Genomic DNA, 20,255 nt, shown 5'->3' with positions numbered 1-20,255 from the left:
CCCGGACCGCCCACCGGTTCAGCCGCGCAGGATGAGGCCGTCGGCGACGTAGAACAGCGCGACGTCGATCCGCTCCGTCGGCACGCCGTGCTTCGCGTGGTACGCCCGCCGGTAGAGCTCGAGCTGCAGCATCCGCTCGGTGCGCTCCGCCGCGGTGCGGGGCGGGCGCCCGGTCTTCCAGTCCACGATCTCGATCCGATCGCCCCGGCGGTAGACGGCGTCGAGCTTGCAGATGACGACGTGCGGCCGGCCGTCGCCGAGCGGATCCGGTTCGACGAAGTCGATCTCGGTCTCGACCTCGATCGGCTGCAGGTCCCCCCACTCCGAGGCGAGGAACGCCTCGCGCAGCCGGTCGAGCGCCTCGGCGTCCGCCGGCGACGCCGAGGTCGCGTCCTCGTCGTCGTCCCAGAGGACGTCGTCGGCCGACCGCGCGCGGCCCACCAGTCCGGAACGCTGCTCGACCCACGCGTGGAAGAGCGTGCCCAGCCGCGTCTGACGGTAGGGTCGCTCGGGCAGCGGCCGGGCCGCCGCGATCGCAGCCGCGCCGTAGTCCGCCACGAAGTCCTTGAATCGGGATGCCGGGATGCGCGTCGGTGCGTGCGGCGACCGCCCCGCGGCCCGGGCGGCCCGCTCGGCCAGCAGGAGCTCGAGGTCGCGCGTGGGTGTCGCCGGGGCGGCCGCCATCGCCTGCCGCACCCGCGCCGCCGCATCCCGCACCCGCGCCGACCGCGCCCCGAGCGGGTCGATCGGCCACTCGAGGGTCGCCCGCGCCCCCTCGTACGGGTTCTCCGTCGTCTCCGACTCGGGCAGGGGCGCCTCGAGTTCGTCCGCGATCTCACGGACGAACCGGCTCACGACGCGCGGCTTCTTCGTCCCCGCCCAGGGGGACGCCGAGATGAGCAGGTGCTCGCGCGCCCGGGTCACCGCAACGTACGCGAGCCGCCGTTCCTCGGCGAGGTGTCGCTCGCGGATGCCGTCCTTGAACGCCGCGTGCTCCCGTTTGAGATCCTGCTGCGTCGGCGCGTCGTGCGCCGACCACAGGAACGCGGGCAGCCACTCGCGGTCGCCGCGGAAGGAGTACGGCAGGACGCCGAAGCCGAGCCATCCCTGCGCATCCCGGAGTGCGGCGGGCAGCTCGTCCTCGACGGCACGGACGACGGCGACGGCATCCCATTCCAAGCCCTTGGATCCGTGGATCGTCAAGAGCTGCACGACATCGTCCTCGGGCGGTTCGGTCCGGGGCGCGAACTCGTCGATGCGCTCGGCCCGGTCGAGCCAGGCGAGCAGGCTGGGCAGCGAGCCGCGCTCGTCGGTCTGCAGGAACCCGTGCAGCTCGTCGACGAACGCGCGGAGCTGATCGGAGGCCGTACGCGCGGGTCCGCGCGACTCGTTCGCCGCGAGCTCGATGTCGAGGCGGAGCTCGTTCTCGACGAGTCGCACGAGCTCGGGGATGGGAAGCCCCGCGGCCCGGCGCAGACCCGCGAAGACGGCTCCGGCGTCGCGCAGCCGCTCGCGGGCGGCGGGGGTGAATCCGGCCAACCACCCGTGGTCGGGCTTCTGCCGCGCGACGAAATCGAGCGCGGCGACGAGCGAGCCGCCCTCGTCGCCGGCGGAGGCGCGGATGATCTCGGCGAGCTCGGTCGGCAGCGGTTGCAGCGCGGTGTCGTGCCGCACCAGCCGCGCCGCGACCTGCGCGAGTTCGCGGAGGTCCGCGAGCCCCACGGACCACCGCGGGCCGGCGAGCAGCCGGATGAGCGCGGAGCCGGACCGCGGATCGCTGATGACCCGCAGCGCGGAGACGACGTCGACGACCTCCGGAGTCGAGAGCAGTCCGCCGAGCCCGAGGATGCGGTGAGGGATGCCGCGACGCCCGAGCGCGTCCGCGAAGCGCAGCATGTGCTTCTTGCTGCGCAGCAGGATCGCGCCCGTCGTCGCCCGTCCCGCGCGGTGGCGCTCGTCCCGGACGTCCGCGAACCACGCCGCGACGGCATCCGCCTCGGCGTCGAGGTCGTCCTCCACCACGATGTCGACCCGCCCCGCCGGCGCCCCCGGGCGGGGCCGGAGGGAGCCCACCTCGACGGGGGCGTCCAGCGGAGCGAGCACCGCACCTGCGGCGCGCAGGACGTCGACGCCGTTGCGCCAACTGGTGAGGAGCGCGTAGCTGCGACCGGCGGCATCCGGATCGAACGAACGGGCGAAGTCGCCCAGGTTCCCCGCGCTCGCCCCGCGCCAGCCGTAGATCGACTGGTGCGGGTCACCGACGGCCATGACGGCGGTGCCCCGGAAGAGCGTCGCGAGCAGGTCGGTCTGCACGACGGACGTGTCCTGATACTCGTCCAGCAGGACGACCCGGTACCGCTCGCGCAGCTCCGCGGCCACCGCCGGATGCGACCGGACCACCTGCAGCGCCCCGGCGACCTGATCGGAGAAGTCGATGAGCCCGCGGCGGCGCTTCTCGGCCTCGTACGTCCGCGCGAGGGCGACGAGCACGGACAGTCCCGACACCTTCTCAGCCGCCGTCCTCACCTCGGCGTAGACGGAGGTCCCGGCGCGCTGACTGGGACGCTCGAGGACGTCCTGGAAGGCCGTCGAGAACGCGTCGAGGTCGTCCAGCGCGACCAGGTTGTCGACGCTGTCGCGGGCGATCCGCAGCGCCGCGTCGATGATGGTCGACGGACGCTCGGCGCGATCGGGCAGCCGGGGGTCGTCGGAGGAGAGCACGACCTGCCGCATGAGCAGCCACGCCGCCGACTCGCTCATCACGACCGCCTCGGCATCGCGACCGATGCGGACGGCGTTCTCGCGGACGATGGCGTCGGCGAAGCTGTTGTACGTCGACACCGCGGGCCGCTCGAGCAGCGTGTCCGCCCCGTCACCGCCGGGCGACTCTGGTGCGAGGGCGTCGAGCGCCGCATGCCGAGCGGACTCGGGAGCACCGGACCGCTCGAGCTCGCCGAACACCGCGAGCCGCCCCTCGGCGTGGAGCCGACCGAGGTGCGGGAGCAGGCCGCGCCGCTCGAACTCCCCGAGGCGACGCAGCCGCGAACCGATCCGTTCCGCGAGTTCGCCGGCGGCCTTGCGCGTGAAGGTGAGCCCCAGCACCTCGTCCCGGCGCACGAGTCCGTTCGCGACGAGCCAGACGACACGACCGGCCATCGTCTCGGTCTTGCCGCTGCCGGCGCCCGCGACCACGAGCGCCGGCGCCAGCGGCGCGGAGATGACGGCCGACTGCTCCGCCGTCGGCGGGAACTGCCCGAGGGCCGCCGCGACGGCCTCGGGACTCAGGAGTGCGGGGGTCACGCCGAGCTCACCGGTCCGATCGTGTGGATGCGGCAGAGTCCGCGGGTGTGGTCGTCACGGCAGTGCTCCTCGAACGGGGCGACGAACGACGTGCCGCGCATGATCCTCACCGCCTCGTCGACGCGGCCCAGGAACGCGGCCCGCGTCTCGTCGTCGAAGGGCTCCTGCCGCGGCTCGGCGTACGGGCCGTGGCGAGTGCCCTTCAGGACGAGGAGTTTCGCACCCCCGGGCTCCGCTCCCGCCGCCGCGGGGATCGCACCGCGCTCGAACGCCAGCTGGTAGGCCGCGAGCTGCGGGTTCTCCAGGGCGGCGCGCTCACCCGTCGCCTCGCTGCGCCCCGTCTTCAGGTCGACGATCACGACGCGTCCGTCCCGGGTGCGTTCGACGCGGTCGATGTACCCCGAGAGGATCGCCGGGTGCGCGGCATCCGGCACCGGGAGCTCGACCTCGAAGTGCGGTTCGGCGCCGACGAGCGTCGTGCCCGCCCGCTCGGTGTCGCGCAGGTACGCGGCCAGCCGGGTCACGAGGTCCCGCGCGCGACGGCGCTCCGCCTCATCGATCCAGGGCGCCTCGAACTCCAGCTGGGACCAGCCGTCCTCGACGTAGGACCACAGCGCCTCCTCGTCCGCCGTCGCGACGTGCTCGAGCGCGCCGTGCAGCAGCGTCCCGAGACCGGCGACGGCGGTACCGGGATCCCCGCCGAGGTCGCCGATCGCCCAGTCGAGCTGGCACTGCTCGAGGGCGTGGATGCGGGAGGGCGACACGCGCAGCGGCGCGACGTCGAGATCGCGCAGCGGCGCGGTGCTCGTGGGTTCCGCGAGGCCGTACCACTGCGCCGGGTCCGCGCCCGGCACACCCGCCGCGGCGAGGAGCGCGAGCTGGCCCGCGGCATCCTCCCGGTCGGATTCCGACGACCGCGGGTCGGTGAGCCGGCGGCGGTGCGCGGCGACGAGTCCGCGCAGGGTGAGCGGGTGCTCCGCCGAGCGCGGCGCCGGAGAGGCGGGCGGGAGGAGGTCGAACAGGACGCTCGGACCGGTGTCGTCGTCGTCGACGGCGGTGACGATCAACCGGGAGCGGGCGCGCGATACGGCGCGGGCGAACAGCCGCAGCTCGTCGTGCAGCACCGCGCGACGTCGGTCGGCGGTGTCGAGGTCGGTGTCCTCCTCGGCCAACCGCGCCGTCTCGAGGAGGCTCCCCCGCAGCCGCAGGTTCGGCCAGACGCCGTCCTGCACGCCGGCGACGACGACGGTGTCGAACTCGAGGCCGAGCGCCGCGGCAGGCGTCGAGATCTGCACGCCGCTGGCGTCGGTGCCGGTGCGGAGGCGATCCTCCGCGACCTCGGAGTGCAGCAGCGCGCGCAGATGGTCGATCGGCGCGGTCCCGTCCTCCCGCTCGCCGTGCCGCTTGGCCGCTTCGAAGAGCGCCACGACGGCGTCGAGGTCGCGGCGGGCCTGGTCGGCCAACGGTCCCTGGCCGTCGGCCAGCGTGCGCAGCTGCCGCTCCAGCCCGCGCTGCTCCCACACGGTCCACAGCAGCTCGTGCGCCGTCGCGCCCGTCCGGATCTGCTCGGCGACCTCGGCCAGCGTGCGCGACAGTCGCGCGGCGCGCCGGGCCTCCGGGGTGTCCACGACGTCGAATTCCACGGGATGACGCACCCCCGACGCAAGCAGCTCGCGCGCGGACCGTTCGCCGCCGCGGCGCAGCTCCGCGTGCCGCAGCGCCGCCCGGAGCCGGCGGAGTTCGACGGGGTCGAGACCGCCGCCGACGAGCACGTCGAGCACCTCGTCGTCGCTGCGTGACTCCGCGGAGACGGCCGCGAGGTCGACCGCCCGGAGGAGATCCCGGACGATGGGCGTCTCGGCGAGGGCGCGCGCGGGCCCCACCGCCCCGGTCGGGACGTCGCGCGCCGACAGCTCCGCCTCGAGCGCCGTCACCTGTCGGGAGTCGTGCGCGATGACCGCCAGCTGCTCCCAGGGGACGCCGTCGTGGACGTGCCGTTCGCGCAGCAGGCGTGCGATGAGGTCGACCTCCTCCGCGCCGGAGCGGAGTGCGAAGGCGCGCAGGCTCTCGTCGGGTTCGACCCCGACGGGCGGATGCCGGTGGGCGACCAGTCCCGCGGCGCCGATGCGCGAGGTGACCTGGGCAACGAGGTCCCGCTGGGCGGGCGTGCCGCGGTGGATGCGGTCCAGGACGTGCGTCCGCGTGGCGAGACGGGCGAAGTTCTCCGGGCGCGCGCCGCGGAAGGATCCCGAGCCCACGTCGGGGTCTCCGAAGGCGAGCACGGCGATCCCCCGCCGTCGGCACGCCTCGAGCAGTTCCACGCCGCCGAGGGTCAGCTCCTGCGCGTCGTCCACGAGGATCGCCCGCAGTCCCGCCACCGCGCCGAGCGCCGGCGAGCCGGCGGGGGCGTTGCGGAGGAGCCCGACCGCCTCGCGCACGAGCCCCGCCGCGTCGCGGTGGGCGCCGCGCATGCGCGCGCGGACCGAGCGGTACTCCCGCGCGAACGAGGCGAGCGACGCCCAGACCGGACGGTCCGTCGCCGCCGCGCGCGCGGCGAGTTCCTCGGGCTCGATGCCGAGCGTCGTCATCTCGGCGAGGAAGGCACGGATCTCGGCCCGGAGCCCCGGAGTGCTGCGGATGTCGGCGGGCAGCCATTCCGGCCAGCGCGACGGGCCGTCGGCCTCGTCCTCGGCGTCGCCCGCCAGCAGATCGCCGATGATCCGGTCCTCGTCGGGCCCGGTGAGCAGCTGCGGCGGTTCGTCGCCCGCGTGGACCGCGTGCGACCGGACCACCTGGTAGGCGAAGGCGGGGACGGATCGCGCGAGCGGACCGCTCGTGGCGACGCGCACGCCGACCGCGAGCCGGTCGCGCAACGCGGTCGCGGCCGTCCGTGTCGGGGTGAGCACGACGACCTCGTCGGGACGCATCCCGTCGTCGATGAGTGCGACGACGCGGGAGACGAGCGTCGCCGTCTTGCCCGATCCCGGCGCACCGATCACGACACCGGATGCCGCCGGTTCGAGACCCACGACGGCCTGCTGCGCCGTGTCGAGGGCGAACGGCAGGTCGGGCATGGGCTCCACGCTAACCGGAGCGACGGACACCCGCCCCGCAGCGCCCCGCGTGGCGCCGACGGGCCGTTCGCCGACAGCGAGCGGCCCGCGCGTCCGGGCCGGGAGCCGGTGTCGTAGGCTCGAGACGCGCCCGGAGACCCGGGCCGGGAAAGGCAGGCATCACCGTGGAGATCCGCATCGGCATCGCGAACTCGCGCGAGCTCGGCTTCGACTCGAACGAGACGGCCGACGCCGTGAAGCAGACCGTCACCGCCGCTCTCGACAGCGGCGCGACCTACGTGACCCTCACCGATTCCAAAGGCGCCACCTACGTCATCCCCACGGCCGGCATCGCGTTCGTCGAGGTCGGGACCGACCAGTCGCGTCGCGTGGGCTTCGTCGCCTGACATGCTCGTCGTCCTTGCGCTGGTCTTCGGGGCGATCGCGGGGACGGCCGTCCACTTCGCCCTGCCGCAGCGCTCGCTCCGCGGCGTCGCGATCGGGCCGCTGCTCGGCGCCGCCCTCGGCACCGCGACGTGGACCGCACTCACCTGGGCGGGTCTCGGGCCGGATGCGGCGTGGATCTGGCTCGCCAGCATCCTCGTGCCGATCCTGCTCACCGCGGCGGTCCTCGCGCTCCTCACCCGCAGGCGGGCGGCGCGGGACGCCCGGACCCGTCACGAGCTCGGCATCGCCTGATCCCGGCGCACACCCGCCGCCCTCCGCGGCTCGCCGCCGGTCTCAGGCGTCGAGGCCGATGCTCGTCATCCGGCGCGAGTGGGCCCCCAGCAGCTGGGTGAACACCGGCTCAACCTGCTTCTCGTCGTCGACGTCGAGCGCTCCCGGGCGCTCGGTCGTGCTCGACCGCAGCGCGCCGCGCGCGACCAGGAGGGTGTCGCCGACGAGGCGCCTCCCCCACAGGCTCAGCAGGGAGCGCAGTTCGTCGTCGTCCGAGATCGCGTCGGTGATGATGCCCACGAGCGGGGCGCGGTCGGCATCCGCTCGGAGGATCGCGGCCGCACGGCGTCCGGTCTCGCCGTAGCTGCCGGACAGGGACAGATAGAAGTCGTCGAGCAGGCCCGCCGTCAGGTGGACCGACAGCATCGTCTCGAGGGGCCGCGCGCCGTGGGTGGCCCGGCGGAAGGCGTCGAGGGGCTCGCGGAACGGCAGCATCAGCTCGAGCGGGTCGTCGCCGCGGTCCCGGATGAGGGCGACGAGTGCCTGGTGCTTGAACAGCGCGGCGCCGGCCGCGCGGGAGAGCGACTCCTTGTGCCCGAGCTCGGGGCTGCGCTCGATGAGCGAGCTGAGGGTCTCGACGTAGCCGAGCTGCAGGTAGGCCGCCTGACCGAGATAGGTGGCGAGGTCGGGAGCGAGCTGCTCGAAATCGACGCGCCGGACGTCGCTCGCCTCGTCGCGCGAACGCAGCCGCAGGGTGCGCCCGGGGGGCCGCCGTCGCTGCCAGAACCACCTCACCACGGCACCAGCCTACGGGGCGCGGCGGCCCCCTCCGGTAGGGTGGTGGGGTCCCGGCGTCGGATCGGGACCCCGCGCCTGGGGCTGAGTGAAGGGCGTGGACCCCTCATCACGGCGGCATCTCACCGCCAGACAGGCACGGAAAGCATGACCACGTTCGCAGAGCTCGGCGTCGACCAGGACATCGTCGACACCCTCGCCGCCAAGGGCATCGTCGATACGTTCCCCATCCAGGAGCAGACGATCCCGCTCGGCCTCCCCGGCCAGGACATCATCGGCCAGGCCAAGACCGGCACCGGCAAGACCTTCGGCTTCGGCATCCCCGTCGTCCAGCGACTCGGCCTGAACCCCGAGCCCGGCGTCAAGGCCCTCATCGTCGTCCCGACGCGCGAGCTGGCCGTCCAGGTCTACGAGGACATGGACATGCTGACCTCCGGCCGGGCCACCAGCGTCGTCGCCATTTACGGCGGCAAGGCCTACGAGGGTCAGATCGATCAGCTCAAGGCCGGCGCGCAGATCGTCGTCGGCACCCCCGGTCGCCTCATCGACCTCAACAACCAGCGACTCCTCGACCTCTCGAACGCGACCGAGGTCGTCCTCGACGAGGCCGACAAGATGCTCGACCTCGGCTTCCTCCCCGACATCGAGAAGATCTTCCAGAAGGTCGCGCCCGTCCGCCACACCATGCTCTACTCGGCGACGATGCCCGGGCCGATCGTCGCCCTCGCGCGCCGGTTCATGTCGAACCCGATCCACATCCGCGCGAGCGACCCCGACGAGGGCCTCACGCAGGCCAACATCAAGCACCTCGTGTACCGCGCGCACTCGCTCGACAAGGACGAGGTCATCGCCCGCATCCTGCAGGCCGAGGGCCGCGGCAAGACCGTCATCTTCACGCGCACCAAGCGCGCTGCGCAGCGCCTCGTCGACGAACTGAACGACCGCGGCTTCAGCGCCGGGGCGGTCCACGGCGACATGAGCCAGGAGGCGCGCGAGCGCTCGATGGCCGCGTTCAAGGCCGGCAAGCGGGACGTCCTCATCGCCACCGACGTCGCCGCCCGCGGCATCGACGTCGACGACGTCACCCACGTCATCAACCACACGATCCCCGACGACGAGCAGACCTACCTGCACCGCGCCGGCCGCACCGGCCGCGCCGGCAAGACGGGCATCGCGGTGACCTTCGTCGACTGGGACGACCTGCACAAGTGGGCCCTCATCAACCGCGCGCTCGACTTCGGCCAGCCCGAGCCGCTCGAGACGTACTCGTCGAGCCCGCACCTGTTCGAGGACCTCGACATCCCGGCCGGCACGAAGGGCCGCATCACCGCGGCGCCCAAGGCGGCCCCCGCACGGTCGAGCGCCGCTCCCGCCCGCGCGGCGGACGCCGCCGCCGACGCGTCCGGCGAGGCGGGCACGCGCCGTCGCCGCCGCCGGCGTTCCGGCAGCGGCGAGGCGAAGGTCGGCTCCACTTTCGCCGAGGGGACGGATGCCGCGGCATCCGACTCGTCCTCGGCATCCACCGACGGCGCGGACCGCGCGGTCGACGGTGCCGGCACGCACGACGGCGCCGGCAAGGAGCACCACGACGGCAAGCCCGCACCGGCGCGCCGGCGGCGCCGCCGTCGGGGCGGATCGGGCGCAGGCGCGCCCGTCGCGGGGGCCTGATTCCGCTCGTCGCGCTACGGCGTGACGATCGAGCTGCCCGACCCGAGCGCGACGATCCTCGCGATCGCGTCCTCGGACGTCGTGTTCTCCCCCGGCACGTTGGGCTTGCCCCGGCCGTGGTAATCGCTGGAGCCGGTCGCGATGAGGTCGTGCTCGGCGACGAGGCGCCGCAGTTCCCCGAGCGCGGGTTCGACGTTCTCGCGATGGCCGAGCTCGAAGCCCGCGAGGCCCGCGTCGAGCATGTCCCGCACGAGCCGGTCGGGCAGGAGCCCGGCGCGGCCCGCCGGGTGCGCGATCACCGGGACTCCCCCGGCGCCGGCGACGGCTGACACCGCCGCGACCGGATCGGGCGCGTAGAGGGCGACGTAGTAGTCGCTCCGAGGGGACAGGATGCCGCTGAACGCCTCGCCGCGGTCGCGGACGTGGCCGCGGGCCACCAGGGCGTCGGCGATGTGGGGCCTGCCCACCGTCGCCCCCTCGGCGGTCTGCGCCTCGATGTCCTCCCACGTGAGGTCGTAGTCGCGGCCGATCCGTTCGGCCATGGTGCGCGCACGGGAGAGCCGGGAACGACGGATGCGGTCGGTCAGGGCGCGCAGGCCCGCATCGTCCGGGTCGACGAGGTAGGCCAGGACGTGCACGCTCCGCCATTCGTGCCGCGCCGAGAGCTCCATGCCCGGCAGGAACGACATGCCGAGCGACACGGCCGCGTCCGCGGCCTCCGCCCATCCCGACGTCGTGTCGTGATCCGTCAGCGCGGCGGTGCGGATCCCGTGACGGTGCGCCGCGGCCATGACCGCCGCGGGCGGCTCGGTGCCGTCGGAGTGATCGGAGTGCAGGTGCAGGTCGCCGGGTCCGAACGGGCCGGACGGAGCGGAGGACCCTGCGGACATGGACACGAGCGTACCGCGCGCAGAAACTCCCCAGCCTCCCCGCCTAATGTCGTGGTGTGCTGCGACTGACGGGGATCCTCTTCACGATCGCCACCGCCATCGTCGCCGCCGTCCTGACCTGGCCGCAGTTCTTCCGCCTCGAGCAGACCTTCCCGATCGCGCAGCTGGTGTCGCTGCGCCCGGTGCTCGCCGTCGGCTTCGCCGTGCTGGCGCTCGTCGGCCTGCTGATCTGCCTCGGGCGCCGCACCCGCGGCTTCGGCGCCGGACTCGCGATGATCGGCCTCCTCGCGAGCGGAGCGAACGTCGGCATCCTCGTCGTCCGCGGCGTCGGGACGACGGGCCTGCCCGAGAAGACGGCGGACAGCATCCGCGTCATGACGTGGAACACCGCCGGCCCCGCCACCGACGTCGATGCGATCGTCACGACCGCCATCGCGATGGACGTCGACATCGTCGCACTCCCCGAGACGAACGACGACACCGGCGAGGCGATCGCGATCGCGATGCGCGAGCGCGGCAACCCCATGTGGGTGCACGAGGAGAACTACCAGGGCTGGGACGCGACCTACACGACCCTGCTCATCTCCCCCGACCTCGGCGACTACGCCGTCGTCGAGTCCGACGCATCCGGCACCACCAACACCTCGGTCGTCCCCAGCGTCGTCGCGATGCCCGTCGACGGCGACGGTCCGATCGTCGTCGCCGTCCACGCCGTCGCCCCGCGCCAGGGCGACATGGACCACTGGCGCAGCGACCTCCGCTGGCTCGCCGACCAGTGCGCCAGCGACGACGTCATCATGGCGGGGGACTTCAACGCGACGGTCGACCACATGAGCCGGCTCGGAACCGACGGCGGCACGATGGGCCGCTGCCACGACGCGGCGACGGCGACGGGCAACGGCGCCGTGGGCACGTGGGACACCGCGTGGCCGGCGCTGGTCGGCGCGCCGATCGACCACGTGATGACGACGGATGCCTGGCGGCCGACCGGGTCGGTGGTCGTCACCTCGCTCGACGGTTCGGGCGGCGATCACCGTCCGGTCATCGTGCAGGTGGAGCGGGCGGGCTGACGTCCCGCGCGGTCGGTGGGAGACTGGGAGGATGACCACCGACGATCGCGACACCATCGCACCGGAGACCACCGAGACCGCGGCCGCAGCGACCACCAATCGCAAGCAGCCCTTCCCCGCCGGCTTCCTCGACTCCATCTCGACGGGCTGGGCTGAGCGTCCCGCGTCGCTGCCCGAGCAGCGCGCCGAGGCGCCGTACGCCGCAGCGCGCCGCGCGGCGGTCTCCGCCGCGTTCCCGGGCTCGCGCCTGGTCGTCCCCGCAGGCTCGTACAAGCAGCGCTCGAACGACACCGACTACCCCTTCCGCGCGCACTCCGCGTTCTCGCACCTGACGGGGTGGGGCGCCGACGCCGTCCCCGACTCGGTGCTCGTGTTCGAACCGACCGGCGACGGCCACAACGTCACGCTGTACCTGCGCGAGCGCGCCGATCGGACGACGACCGAGTTCTACGCGGACGCCGCGATCGGCGAGTTCTGGATCGGCCCGCGCCCCGCGCTCGACGCGGTCGCGGCGGACCTCGGCATCCCCACAGCGCACATCGATGCCTTCCAGAGCACGGCGGAGGACCGCACGGTCGAGGTCGACGACGAGCTCACCCGGTTCGTGTCCGAGCTGCGCCTCGTGAAGGACCCCTACGAGATCGCCCAGATGCGCCTCGCGGTCGAGGCGACCGGCCGGGGGTTCGACGACATCGTCGCCGAGCTCCCCCGCATCATCGACACGCCCCGCGGCGAGCGTGCCATCGAGGGCGTCTTCCACCTGCGCGCGCGCACCGACGGCAACGGCGAGGGGTACGACACGATCGCCGCTTCGGGTCCGCACGCCTGCTACCTGCACTGGACCCGCAACGACGGCGCGGTCGTCCCCGGCGACCTCGTGCTGATCGACGCGGGCGTCGAGGTCGACAGCCTCTACACGGCCGACATCACCCGCACCCTGCCTGTCTCGGGGACGTTCTCCGCCGTGCAGCGCCGAATCTACGACGCCGTCCTCGAAGCGGCGGATGCGGCCTTCGCCGCGGCACGCCCCGGGGTGAAGTTCCGCGCCGTCCACGAGGCGGCGATGGCCGTCATCGCCGCCCGCACGGCCGAGTGGGGCCTGCTCCCCGTGACCGCCGAGGAGGCGCTCCACGCCGACAAGGGCGGGCAGCACCGCCGGTACATGGTGCACGGCACGAGCCACCACCTGGGCATCGACGTGCACGACTGCGCGCAGGCGCGGCGGGAGATGTACTACGACGGCGAGCTCGAGCCCGGCATGGTCTTCACGATCGAGCCCGGGCTCTACTTCCAGATCGACGACCTCACGGTCCCCGAGGAGTACCGGGGCATCGGGGTGCGGATCGAGGACGACATCCTCATGACCGAGAACGGCCCGGTGAACCTGTCGGCGGACATCCCGCGCACCGCGGACGAGATCGAGGCCTGGATCTCCCGCGCCCGCTCCTGAGAACGCCTCGATGTCCGCCGCCGGGTACACCCCGCCGCCGTCGTTCACGACCCGCCCGCAGCTGACGGGGACGTTCGGCATGGCCGCGTCGACGCACGCCACGGCGACCGCGACGGCCATGGCGGTGCTCGAGCGCGGCGGGAACGCGTTCGACGCCGCGTGCGCGGGTGGGTTCGTGCTGCACATCGTGGAGCCGCACCTGAACGGTCCCGGCGGCGACCTCGTCGGTCTCTTCCAACCGGCGGATGCCGCGACCCCCACGGTCCTCATGGGCCAGGGCTCGGCGCCCGCCGGCGCGACGATCGCGCACTTCCGCGCCGAGGGCCTCGACCTCGTGCCGGGCGCGGGGGGACTCGCCGCGGCCGTGCCCGCCGCCGTCGACGCGTGGCTGCTGCTGCTCCGGGACCACGGCACGTGGTCGCTCGCCGACGTCCTGTCGTTCGCGATCGGGTACGCCGAGGACGGCCACCCGCTGCTCCCCGCGGTGTCGGCGACCATCGGCCGGGTCGCCGACCTGTTCCGGGAGCACTGGCCGGCCTCCGCCGACCTGTGGATGCCGGGCGGCGCCCCCGCCGTCGCCGGCGCCCTGCATCGCAACCCCGCCTACGCCGCGGTCCTCCGCCGCCTCGCCGCGGTGGGCTCGGGCGACGACCGGGGCGCGGCGATCGACGCGGCGCGCACCGAATGGCGCCGGCTCCTCGGCGACGCGTGCGACGTACTCGCCCGCCCGCACCGGCACTCCAGCGGCACCGACCACGCCGCGGTGCTCACCCGTGAGGACCTCGTCGACCCGCCCGCCACGTACGAGGAGCCCCTGTCGGCCTCGTTCCGCGGCCGCACGGTGTTCAAAGCGGGGGCGTGGACGCAGGGCCCCGCACTCCTCGAGGCGCTCCGGACCCTCGACCCGCTCCCCGACGACCGCCTCGATCCCGCGACGACGCCCGGCGCGCACACCGTCGTCGAGACGCTCAAGCTCGTCCTCGCCGACCGCGACGCCCACTTCGGCGACGGAGCGGATGCCGCGGCCCTCCTCGCCGACGACGTCCTCACCGCGCGTCGGGCCGACCTCGGTGATCGGGCCTCGTCGCAGTGGCGCCCCGCGCGCCTGGCGGATCGGGATCCGTGGCGCCCGCCGCTCCGACGCGACGGCGCCGCCGCCGCCGCGGGTACGGGGGAACCGACCGTCGCCCGTTCGGGAGCGACCCGCGGGGACACCTGCCACATCGACGTCGCGGACCGCTGGGGCAACGTCATCGCCGTCACGCCATCGGGCGGGTGGCTGCAGTCCTCCCCCGTCATCCCCTCGCTCGGCTTCTGCCTCGGGACGCGCCTGCAGATGACGTGGCTCGACGAGGACTCGCCCGCGGCGCTGCGCCCCGGCGCACGTCCGCGCACGACGCTGTCGCCGACCCTCGTGCAGGACGGCGACACCCGCATCGCCATGGGAACGCCCGGCGGCGATCAGCAGGACCAGTGGCAGCTGCCGATGCTCCTGCGCATGTTCGTCGGCGGCTACACCGCGCAGCAGGCGATCGACGCCCCCACCCTCCACACGACGGGCATGGTCGACTCGTTCTGGCCGCGCACGTGGGACCCGACGGGTGTCGTCGCGGAGGACCGTCTCGGCGACGAGGTCATCGGCGGCCTCGCCGACCGGGGCCACCGGGTCACGCGCGCCGGCGACTGGTCGCTCGGACGGCTCTCGGCCGTCGGGGTCGACCGGGCCACCGGCATCCTGTGGGCGGCGGCGAACCCCCGCGGTGTGCAGGGTTACGCCGCGGGGCGCTGAACCCGCTCGCGCAGCCACGGGAGCGCGGCCGACGCGGTCGCCGCACCCACTTCGTCCGCCGGCAGAGCGCGGCCGGCGACCTCGAACGAGTGCCGGGCACCGTCGAACCAGAGGATGTCCGCCTCCCGGCATGAGGCGACCGCGGCCTCCAGGTCGGCGAGCGGCTGCAGGAACGGGTCCTTCGTCCCCGACAGGAACAGCTGGGGCGCGGCGACGGCCGGCAGGTGCGCCGTGCGGGCGTTCTCGGGCTTGCCCGGCGGGTGCAGCGGATAGCCGAGGTACACGAGCGCGTCGGGGGCGATTCGACCCTCCGCCGCGGCCATCGACGCCATCCGCCCACCGTAGGACTTGCCCGCCGCCACGAACGGGATGCCCGGGGTCAGGCGACGGCAGAACTCCTCGACGGCGGCCCACGTCTCGATCGCGTGCGCGGCGGGCCCCGGCATCCGTCGTCCCGCCTGGCGGTACGGGAAGTCGAACCGCACCGTCGTGAACCCGGCGGCGGACCAGGCGGCTGCCGCGCCGGCGAGGAAGGGATGCTCGTGCCCCGCACCGGCGCCGTGGGCGAGCGCGACGATCGCCCCGGGCTCGGGGGCGGCGTCGATCGTCGCGGCCAGTTCGACCCCGCCCGTGGGCAGGGTGACCGGGATCATCGCGGCGCGTCGGGAGCGGGAGGCTGCGCCGGTGCGCCACCCTGCTGCGGCGCGGTCGGCGGCGGCGTCACGGGCGGGAGGGGCGCCGGGTCGACTCGCTCGCCGTACCGGGGCGGCTCGGCCGGGTCCACGTGTTCGCCCTGCGCGGGTGCCGGGGCGGGGTCGACGCGCTCTCCCGCCGCGGGGACGGGAGCAGCAGGGTCGACTCGCTCGCCGTAGCGCGGGGGCGCCGTCATGTCGGTCGGCGGTGTCGGCGGGGCGCTCGGGGCAGCCGCGGCGCCGAGCAGTTCCTTGGCGCGGCCGAAGCTACGGGGCAGCACCGTCACGTCGTAGTGGTCGGCGATGACCTGGGTCACCGAGGTGAAGTCGCGACGACGGCGCAGGATCGAGTAGCTGATGATGCTCATGAGCATGCCGAGCGCGATGCCGACGAGCATCACGCCGACGAACAACTGCAGCGCGGCGCCGGGGCTGCCGAGCACGAAGATCGCGGCGAACAGCAGACCGAGCAGGACGCCGTTGATCGCGCCGGACCGCGCCGCGGTCGCGTATCCCAGCCGACCGGTGACGCGTTCGACCGAGCGCAGCCCGCGGCCGACGATCGCGATGTCCTGCGCCGGGACGTCCGCGCCGATGAGGGTCGACACCGACTTCTGCGCCGCCTCGTACGACGAGTACTCCGCGACCGTCGCACCGTGTTCCTTCGGGGCCCCACCCATCATGCTCATGGCCTCAGTCTCCCACGCGAGCCTTTGCGTGGGCGCAGGGAGCGCGAGGGATCCGCCGACTACGCTGGTCGGGTGAGTACGCAACGGGTCTTCGTCGCGCGCCTGACCGGGTGCGCCGTCTTCGACCCCGCGGGCGACCGTCTGGGGAAGGTCCGCGATGTGGTCGTGATCTACCGCAAGGACGACCCCCCGAGAGTGGTCGGGCTCGTGGTCGAGATCCCCGGCCGACGCAACGTGTTCCTGTCCATCGGACGGGTCACCTCGATCGCCAGCGGCCAAGTCATCACGACCGGCCTCATCAACGTCCGCCGCTTCGAGCAGCGCGGCGGCGAGGTGCGTGTCATGACGGAGCTCATCGGGCGCAACGTGCACCTCACCGACGGGTCGGGCTCTGCTGTGATCGAGGATGTCGCCATCGAGCGCGACCGCCTGGGCGACTGGCAGGTGGGGCAGTTGTTCCTGCGCCGCCCCAAGACCAGCGCGTCGCCGTTCGCCAAGGGGCCGACGACCTTCGCGCAGTGGAACGACGTGCGCGACGAGCAGGTCGCGGGACAGACGCAGTCCGCCGAGCTGCTGGTCGCCTCGTACTCCGAGCTCAAGCCCGCCGACCTCGCCAACACGCTTCTCGACCTCCCCGAGGAGCGCCTGCTCGAGGTGGCCGAGGAGCTCCCCGACGACCGTCTCGCCGACGCCCTCGAGGAGATGCCCGAGGACGAGCAGGTGCACATCCTCGAGGCCCTCGGCGACGAACGCGCCGCCGACATCCTCGACGCGATGGAACCGGACGACGCGGCCGACGTGCTGGGTCAGCTGTCGGATGCTCGCGCGGGACAGCTGCTGGACCTCATGGAGCCCGAGGAGGCCGAGGACGTCCGCGCCCTCCTCGAGCACGGCCCCGACACCGCGGGCGGTCTCATGACCAGCGAGCCGATCGTGCTGTCCGCCGACGCGACCGTCGCCGAGGCGCTCGCCCTCATCCGCCGGCACGAATTGCACCCCGCCCTCGCGGCGGCCGTCTTCGTGACCCTGCCGCCCTACGAGACCCCGACGGGGCGCCTGCTGGGTGTCGTGCACTTCCAGCGGATGCTGCGCTACCCGCCGCACGAGCGGCTGGGCGCCATCATCGACGACACCGTCGAGCCCGTCACCGTCTCGGCCAGCGCCGCCGAGGTCGCCCGCCTCCTCGCGAGCTACAACCTCGTCTCGCTGCCCGTCGTCGATCAGGCCCGCCACCTCGTCGGCACGGTCACGGTCGACGACGTGATCGACTACCTGCTGCCCGACGACTGGCGATCGCAGGACGCGCCGCAACAGGGTCCGGAGGTGCGGCGATGATGGCACGCGCGCCGAAGTCCGGGTTCGAGGCGCCCCGCGGCCGGCGCACGAGCGTGCTCAGCCGCACCCCGCAGCCCTCGCGCGACCGCTTCGGCCGGTTCACGGAGTGGATCGCCCGGGCGATGGGGACCCCCGCGTTCCTGCTCATCCTGACGCTCTTCTGCGTCGCCTGGATCGTCTGGAACACCGCCGCGCCCGAGGGACTGCGCTTCGACGACGCGGCGCTCGGTTTCACCGCCCTGACGCTCATGCTGTCGCTTCAGGCCTCGTACGCGGCTCCCCTCATCCTCCTCGCCCAGAACCGGCAGGACGACCGGGACCGCGTGCAGATCGAGCAGGACCGACAGCGGGCCGAGCGCAACCTCGCCGACACGGAGTACCTCGCCCGCGAGGTCGTGGCCCTGCGGATGGCGCTCACCGACATGCAGGACGAGATGATCAGCCGCGACGTGCTCCGCCAGGAGCTCAAGGCCCTCATCGAGCGTCTCGACGAGCGCGACCAGCCGGGCGACGACGCCCGCTCCTCGTGAGCGCCTCCGCGACGGCCGACGACGTCCGCCGTGCCGTGTCCGCCGTCGTCGACCCGGAGTTGCGGCGTCCGATCGGCGAGCTCGACATGGTCCGGGAGATCACGCTCGACGCGGGGACGGCGCACGTCGGCATCGCCCTGACGATCGTCGGATGCCCCGCCGCGGACCGCATCGAACGCGACGTGCGTGATGCCGCGGCATCCGTCCCGGGCGTCGGCGACGTCCGCGTCGACGTGGGCGTCATGACGGCGGCGGAGCGCTCGGCCCTCGTCGAGCGGATCCGCGGCGCGCGTCGCATGCCGTTCACCGCCGACGCGCTGACCCGCGTCATCGCGGTGACGAGCGGAAAGGGCGGTGTGGGCAAATCCACCCTCACGGCGAACCTCGCCGTCGCCCTGGCGACGCGAGGGTTGGCCGTCGGGCTGATCGACGCGGACGTGCACGGCTTCTCGATCCCGGGACTCCTCGGCCTCATCGGCGAGGACGGCCGCCCGCCGCAGCCGACCCGCCTCGACGACCTCATGCTGCCGCCGGTCGCCCACGGCGTGAAGACGATCTCGATCGGGATGTTCCTTCCGGAGGGCTCCTCCCCCGCCGTCGCCTGGCGCGGGCCGATGTTGCACCGCACGGTGCAGCAGTTCCTCACCGACGTGCACTTCGGCGACCTCGACGTGCTCCTCATCGACATGCCCCCGGGGACCGGGGACGTGGCGATCTCCGTGGGTCAGCTCCTTCCGCACGCCGAGGTCCTCGTGGTGACGACGCCGCAGGCGGCCGCGGCCGACGTCGCCGTCCGCAGCGGCGTCGTGGCGCGTCAGACGGGCCAGCGCATCGTCGGCGTCATCGAGAACATGGCGGCCTTCGCCCTTCCCGACGGCACCCTCGTCGACGTGTTCGGCGCCGGCGGCGGGGCGGCGGTCGCCGCCGCGCTCTCGACCGACGACGCCGAGGTGCCGCTCCTCTGCTCGGTCCCGCTGAGCCCTGCCCTCCGCCGCGGCGGCGACGAGGGCGAACCGGTCGTCCTCGCCGATCCCGGTGATCCCGCGGCGCGTGCGATCGCGGCGGTCGCCGACACCCTCGCTTCGACCCGCTCCTCGCTCGCCGGTCGCGCCCTCCCCGTCTCCCCCGCCTGAGGAGGGACGGATGCCGCCGGTCAGGTGGCTTCGGAGTCGAACGGGACGACGCCCGCATCGACCGCATCGACCGCCGTCGTGACCTCGGGTGCCGGAGGCGCCGCGACCGCGGTCATCGCCGCCGCCCCGGCGGCGACGGGCTTCACGGGAGCATCGTCGATGAGCGCCTCGCGGATGATGCGCCGGGGGTCGTACTGCCGCGGATCGAGCTTGCGCCACTCGATCTCGTCGAAGTCGTCCCCCATCTCCTCCTTGACGCGGGTCCGCGCGCCGTCCAGCCAGTCGCGGACGCGGCGCGTCAGACGTGCGAGGGAGGCCGCGTAACCCGGGAGCCGCTCGGGCCCCAGCAGGAGTGCGGCGATGAGCGCGATGAGGAGGATCTTCTCCAGATCGAGCCCGTTCGACATGCTTCCCAGGTTACCCGTGCGCCTGAGGGTTGCGGCATGCAGGCCCGCCTAGGCTGGGCGGAGGAGGTTCACCACATGGGAGATCACGAGGCGGTCCGCAGGTTCGCTGCCGAGGCGACGGTCGAACCCGATGCCATCGCCCGGGCGCGAGCGCACGCCCTCGAGATCGGCGCGAATCCGATCAGTCCCGAGGTGGGCGCGCAGTGCGCGGTGATCGCCGCGGCGAGCCGCGCGCTGAACATCGTCGAGATCGGCACCGGAGGCGGCGTCTCGGGGCTGTGGCTGCTGCACGGGTCCCCCCGGGCGACGCTCACGACGATCGACAAGGAGCCCGAGCACCTCGCCGTGGCGCGGAAGGCGTTCACCGACGCCCGCGTCCCCGCCGCCCGCGCGCGCTTCATCACGGGCCGCGCCGCCGACGTCCTGCCGCGGATGAACGAGGCCTCCTACGACATCGTCCTCATCGACGCGGACCCGGACGGCGTCATCGAGTACGTCGAGCACGGCCTCCGGCTCGCCCGGGCGGGCGGAACCGTGCTCGTCCCGCGGGTCCTCGCCGGCGGCGCCGTCGCCGACCCGGTCCGTCGCGGCCCTCTCGAGACGGCGTACCGCTCGCTGATCCAGGAGACCCAGGCCTCCCCGGCGGTCCTCGGGGCCCTCTCGATCGTCGGCGAGGGACTCCTGCAGCTGACGACCGTCGCCGACGCGAACTGATCCCGACGCACGCCGGATACGCCGAAAGGCCGGTCCCCACGGGGACCGGCCTTTCGCATCGA

General features: G+C 73.7%; 17 protein-coding genes. 10 read left to right on the top strand and 7 right to left on the bottom strand.

The window, feature by feature from the left end:
- Positions 1 to 18: 18 nt before the first annotated feature.
- Both AYL44_RS03375 and AYL44_RS03370 read right to left on the bottom strand, forming a co-directional pair.
- Positions 19 to 3,300, bottom strand: coding sequence for an ATP-dependent DNA helicase (locus AYL44_RS03375; RefSeq protein WP_064001827.1), 3,282 nt, complete (start codon positions 3,298 to 3,300; stop codon positions 19 to 21).
- Positions 3,297 to 6,374, bottom strand: coding sequence for an ATP-dependent helicase (locus AYL44_RS03370; RefSeq protein WP_064001826.1), 3,078 nt, complete (start codon positions 6,372 to 6,374; stop codon positions 3,297 to 3,299). Before AYL44_RS03370 ends, AYL44_RS03375 begins: the two co-directional genes overlap by 4 nt.
- Positions 6,375 to 6,538: 164 nt before the next feature.
- On the opposite strand from AYL44_RS03370, the gene AYL44_RS03365 reads away from it, so the two are divergent.
- Both AYL44_RS03365 and AYL44_RS03360 read left to right on the top strand, forming a co-directional pair.
- On the top strand, positions 6,539 to 6,760 hold the full coding sequence (locus tag AYL44_RS03365; RefSeq protein WP_064001825.1) for a DUF3107 domain-containing protein: 222 nt from the start codon (positions 6,539 to 6,541) through the stop codon (positions 6,758 to 6,760).
- Position 6,761: 1 nt separating this feature from the next.
- Positions 6,762 to 7,052: a hypothetical protein gene (locus AYL44_RS03360; protein ID WP_064001824.1), complete on the top strand. Its 291-nt coding sequence runs from the start codon at positions 6,762 to 6,764 to the stop codon at positions 7,050 to 7,052.
- Between the two features lie 42 nt (positions 7,053 to 7,094).
- Here the strand turns inward: AYL44_RS03360 and AYL44_RS03355 are convergent, their stop codons facing one another.
- Positions 7,095 to 7,829 (bottom strand): ferritin-like fold-containing protein, encoded by a 735-nt coding sequence (locus tag AYL44_RS03355; RefSeq protein ID WP_064001823.1) that lies wholly within the window; start codon positions 7,827 to 7,829, stop codon positions 7,095 to 7,097.
- Positions 7,830 to 7,973: 144 nt separating this feature from the next.
- On the opposite strand from AYL44_RS03355, the gene AYL44_RS03350 reads away from it, so the two are divergent.
- Positions 7,974 to 9,494, top strand: a complete 1,521-nt coding sequence (locus AYL44_RS03350) for a DEAD/DEAH box helicase (RefSeq protein ID WP_064001822.1) — start codon at positions 7,974 to 7,976, stop codon at positions 9,492 to 9,494.
- Between the two features lie 14 nt (positions 9,495 to 9,508).
- On the opposite strand, the gene AYL44_RS03345 is transcribed toward AYL44_RS03350, so the two are convergent.
- Positions 9,509 to 10,384, bottom strand: a complete 876-nt coding sequence (locus tag AYL44_RS03345) for a PHP domain-containing protein (protein ID WP_064001821.1) — start codon at positions 10,382 to 10,384, stop codon at positions 9,509 to 9,511.
- A 56-nt stretch (positions 10,385 to 10,440) separates the two neighbouring features.
- Between AYL44_RS03345 and AYL44_RS03340 the strand changes: the two genes are divergently transcribed.
- From AYL44_RS03340 to AYL44_RS03330, 3 genes are read left to right on the top strand one after another with little or no spacing between them, the layout of a single operon-like run.
- Positions 10,441 to 11,454, top strand: a complete 1,014-nt coding sequence (locus AYL44_RS03340; RefSeq protein ID WP_064001820.1) for an endonuclease/exonuclease/phosphatase family protein — start codon at positions 10,441 to 10,443, stop codon at positions 11,452 to 11,454.
- Between the two features lie 31 nt (positions 11,455 to 11,485).
- On the top strand, positions 11,486 to 12,904 hold the full coding sequence (locus AYL44_RS03335; RefSeq protein WP_064001819.1) for an aminopeptidase P family protein: 1,419 nt from the start codon (positions 11,486 to 11,488) through the stop codon (positions 12,902 to 12,904).
- 10 nt (positions 12,905 to 12,914) lie between these two features.
- Positions 12,915 to 14,693 (top strand): gamma-glutamyltransferase family protein, encoded by a 1,779-nt coding sequence (locus AYL44_RS03330; RefSeq protein ID WP_064001818.1) that lies wholly within the window; start codon positions 12,915 to 12,917, stop codon positions 14,691 to 14,693.
- Here the strand turns inward: AYL44_RS03330 and AYL44_RS03325 are convergent.
- Both AYL44_RS03325 and AYL44_RS03320 read right to left on the bottom strand, forming a co-directional pair.
- On the bottom strand, positions 14,675 to 15,346 hold the full coding sequence (locus AYL44_RS03325; protein ID WP_064001817.1) for an alpha/beta family hydrolase: 672 nt from the start codon (positions 15,344 to 15,346) through the stop codon (positions 14,675 to 14,677). The genes AYL44_RS03330 and AYL44_RS03325 overlap by 19 nt on opposite strands.
- Positions 15,343 to 16,074, bottom strand: coding sequence for a general stress protein (locus tag AYL44_RS03320; protein ID WP_064001816.1), 732 nt, complete (start codon positions 16,072 to 16,074; stop codon positions 15,343 to 15,345). Before AYL44_RS03320 ends, AYL44_RS03325 begins: the two co-directional genes overlap by 4 nt.
- A gap of 72 nt (positions 16,075 to 16,146) precedes the next feature.
- Here AYL44_RS03320 and AYL44_RS03315 point away from each other — a divergent pair, with 72 nt between their 5' ends.
- The 3 genes from AYL44_RS03315 to AYL44_RS03305 are packed head-to-tail and all read left to right on the top strand — an operon-like array spanning position 16,147 to position 19,072.
- Positions 16,147 to 17,409 (top strand): magnesium transporter MgtE N-terminal domain-containing protein, encoded by a 1,263-nt coding sequence (locus AYL44_RS03315; protein WP_064001815.1) that lies wholly within the window; start codon positions 16,147 to 16,149, stop codon positions 17,407 to 17,409.
- A complete protein-coding gene (locus tag AYL44_RS03310; RefSeq protein WP_064001814.1) occupies positions 17,409 to 17,939 on the top strand; it encodes a DUF1003 domain-containing protein in 531 nt (176 codons plus the stop codon). Before AYL44_RS03315 ends, AYL44_RS03310 begins: the two co-directional genes overlap by 1 nt.
- Positions 17,936 to 19,072, top strand: coding sequence for an Mrp/NBP35 family ATP-binding protein (locus tag AYL44_RS03305; RefSeq protein WP_064001813.1), 1,137 nt, complete (start codon positions 17,936 to 17,938; stop codon positions 19,070 to 19,072). The genes AYL44_RS03310 and AYL44_RS03305 overlap by 4 nt, the downstream gene beginning before the upstream one ends.
- 20 nt (positions 19,073 to 19,092) lie before the next feature.
- Here AYL44_RS03305 and AYL44_RS03300 read toward each other — a convergent pair whose 3' ends face one another.
- Positions 19,093 to 19,479: a hypothetical protein gene (locus AYL44_RS03300; protein ID WP_064001812.1), complete on the bottom strand. Its 387-nt coding sequence runs from the start codon at positions 19,477 to 19,479 to the stop codon at positions 19,093 to 19,095.
- A gap of 75 nt (positions 19,480 to 19,554) precedes the next feature.
- Here AYL44_RS03300 and AYL44_RS03295 point away from each other — a divergent pair, with 75 nt between their 5' ends.
- Complete coding sequence (locus AYL44_RS03295; protein ID WP_064001811.1) at positions 19,555 to 20,193, top strand: O-methyltransferase; 639 nt, start codon at positions 19,555 to 19,557, stop codon at positions 20,191 to 20,193.
- Positions 20,194 to 20,255 lie beyond the last annotated feature (62 nt).

The sequence above is a fragment of the Microbacterium oleivorans genome, from assembly GCF_001644225.1.
In the GTDB taxonomy this organism is placed as follows: Bacteria; Actinomycetota; Actinomycetes; order Actinomycetales; family Microbacteriaceae; genus Microbacterium; species Microbacterium gawkjiense.
Note: the sequence above shows the minus strand (reverse complement) of the source record. Positions and strands in the feature narration are given on the sequence as shown.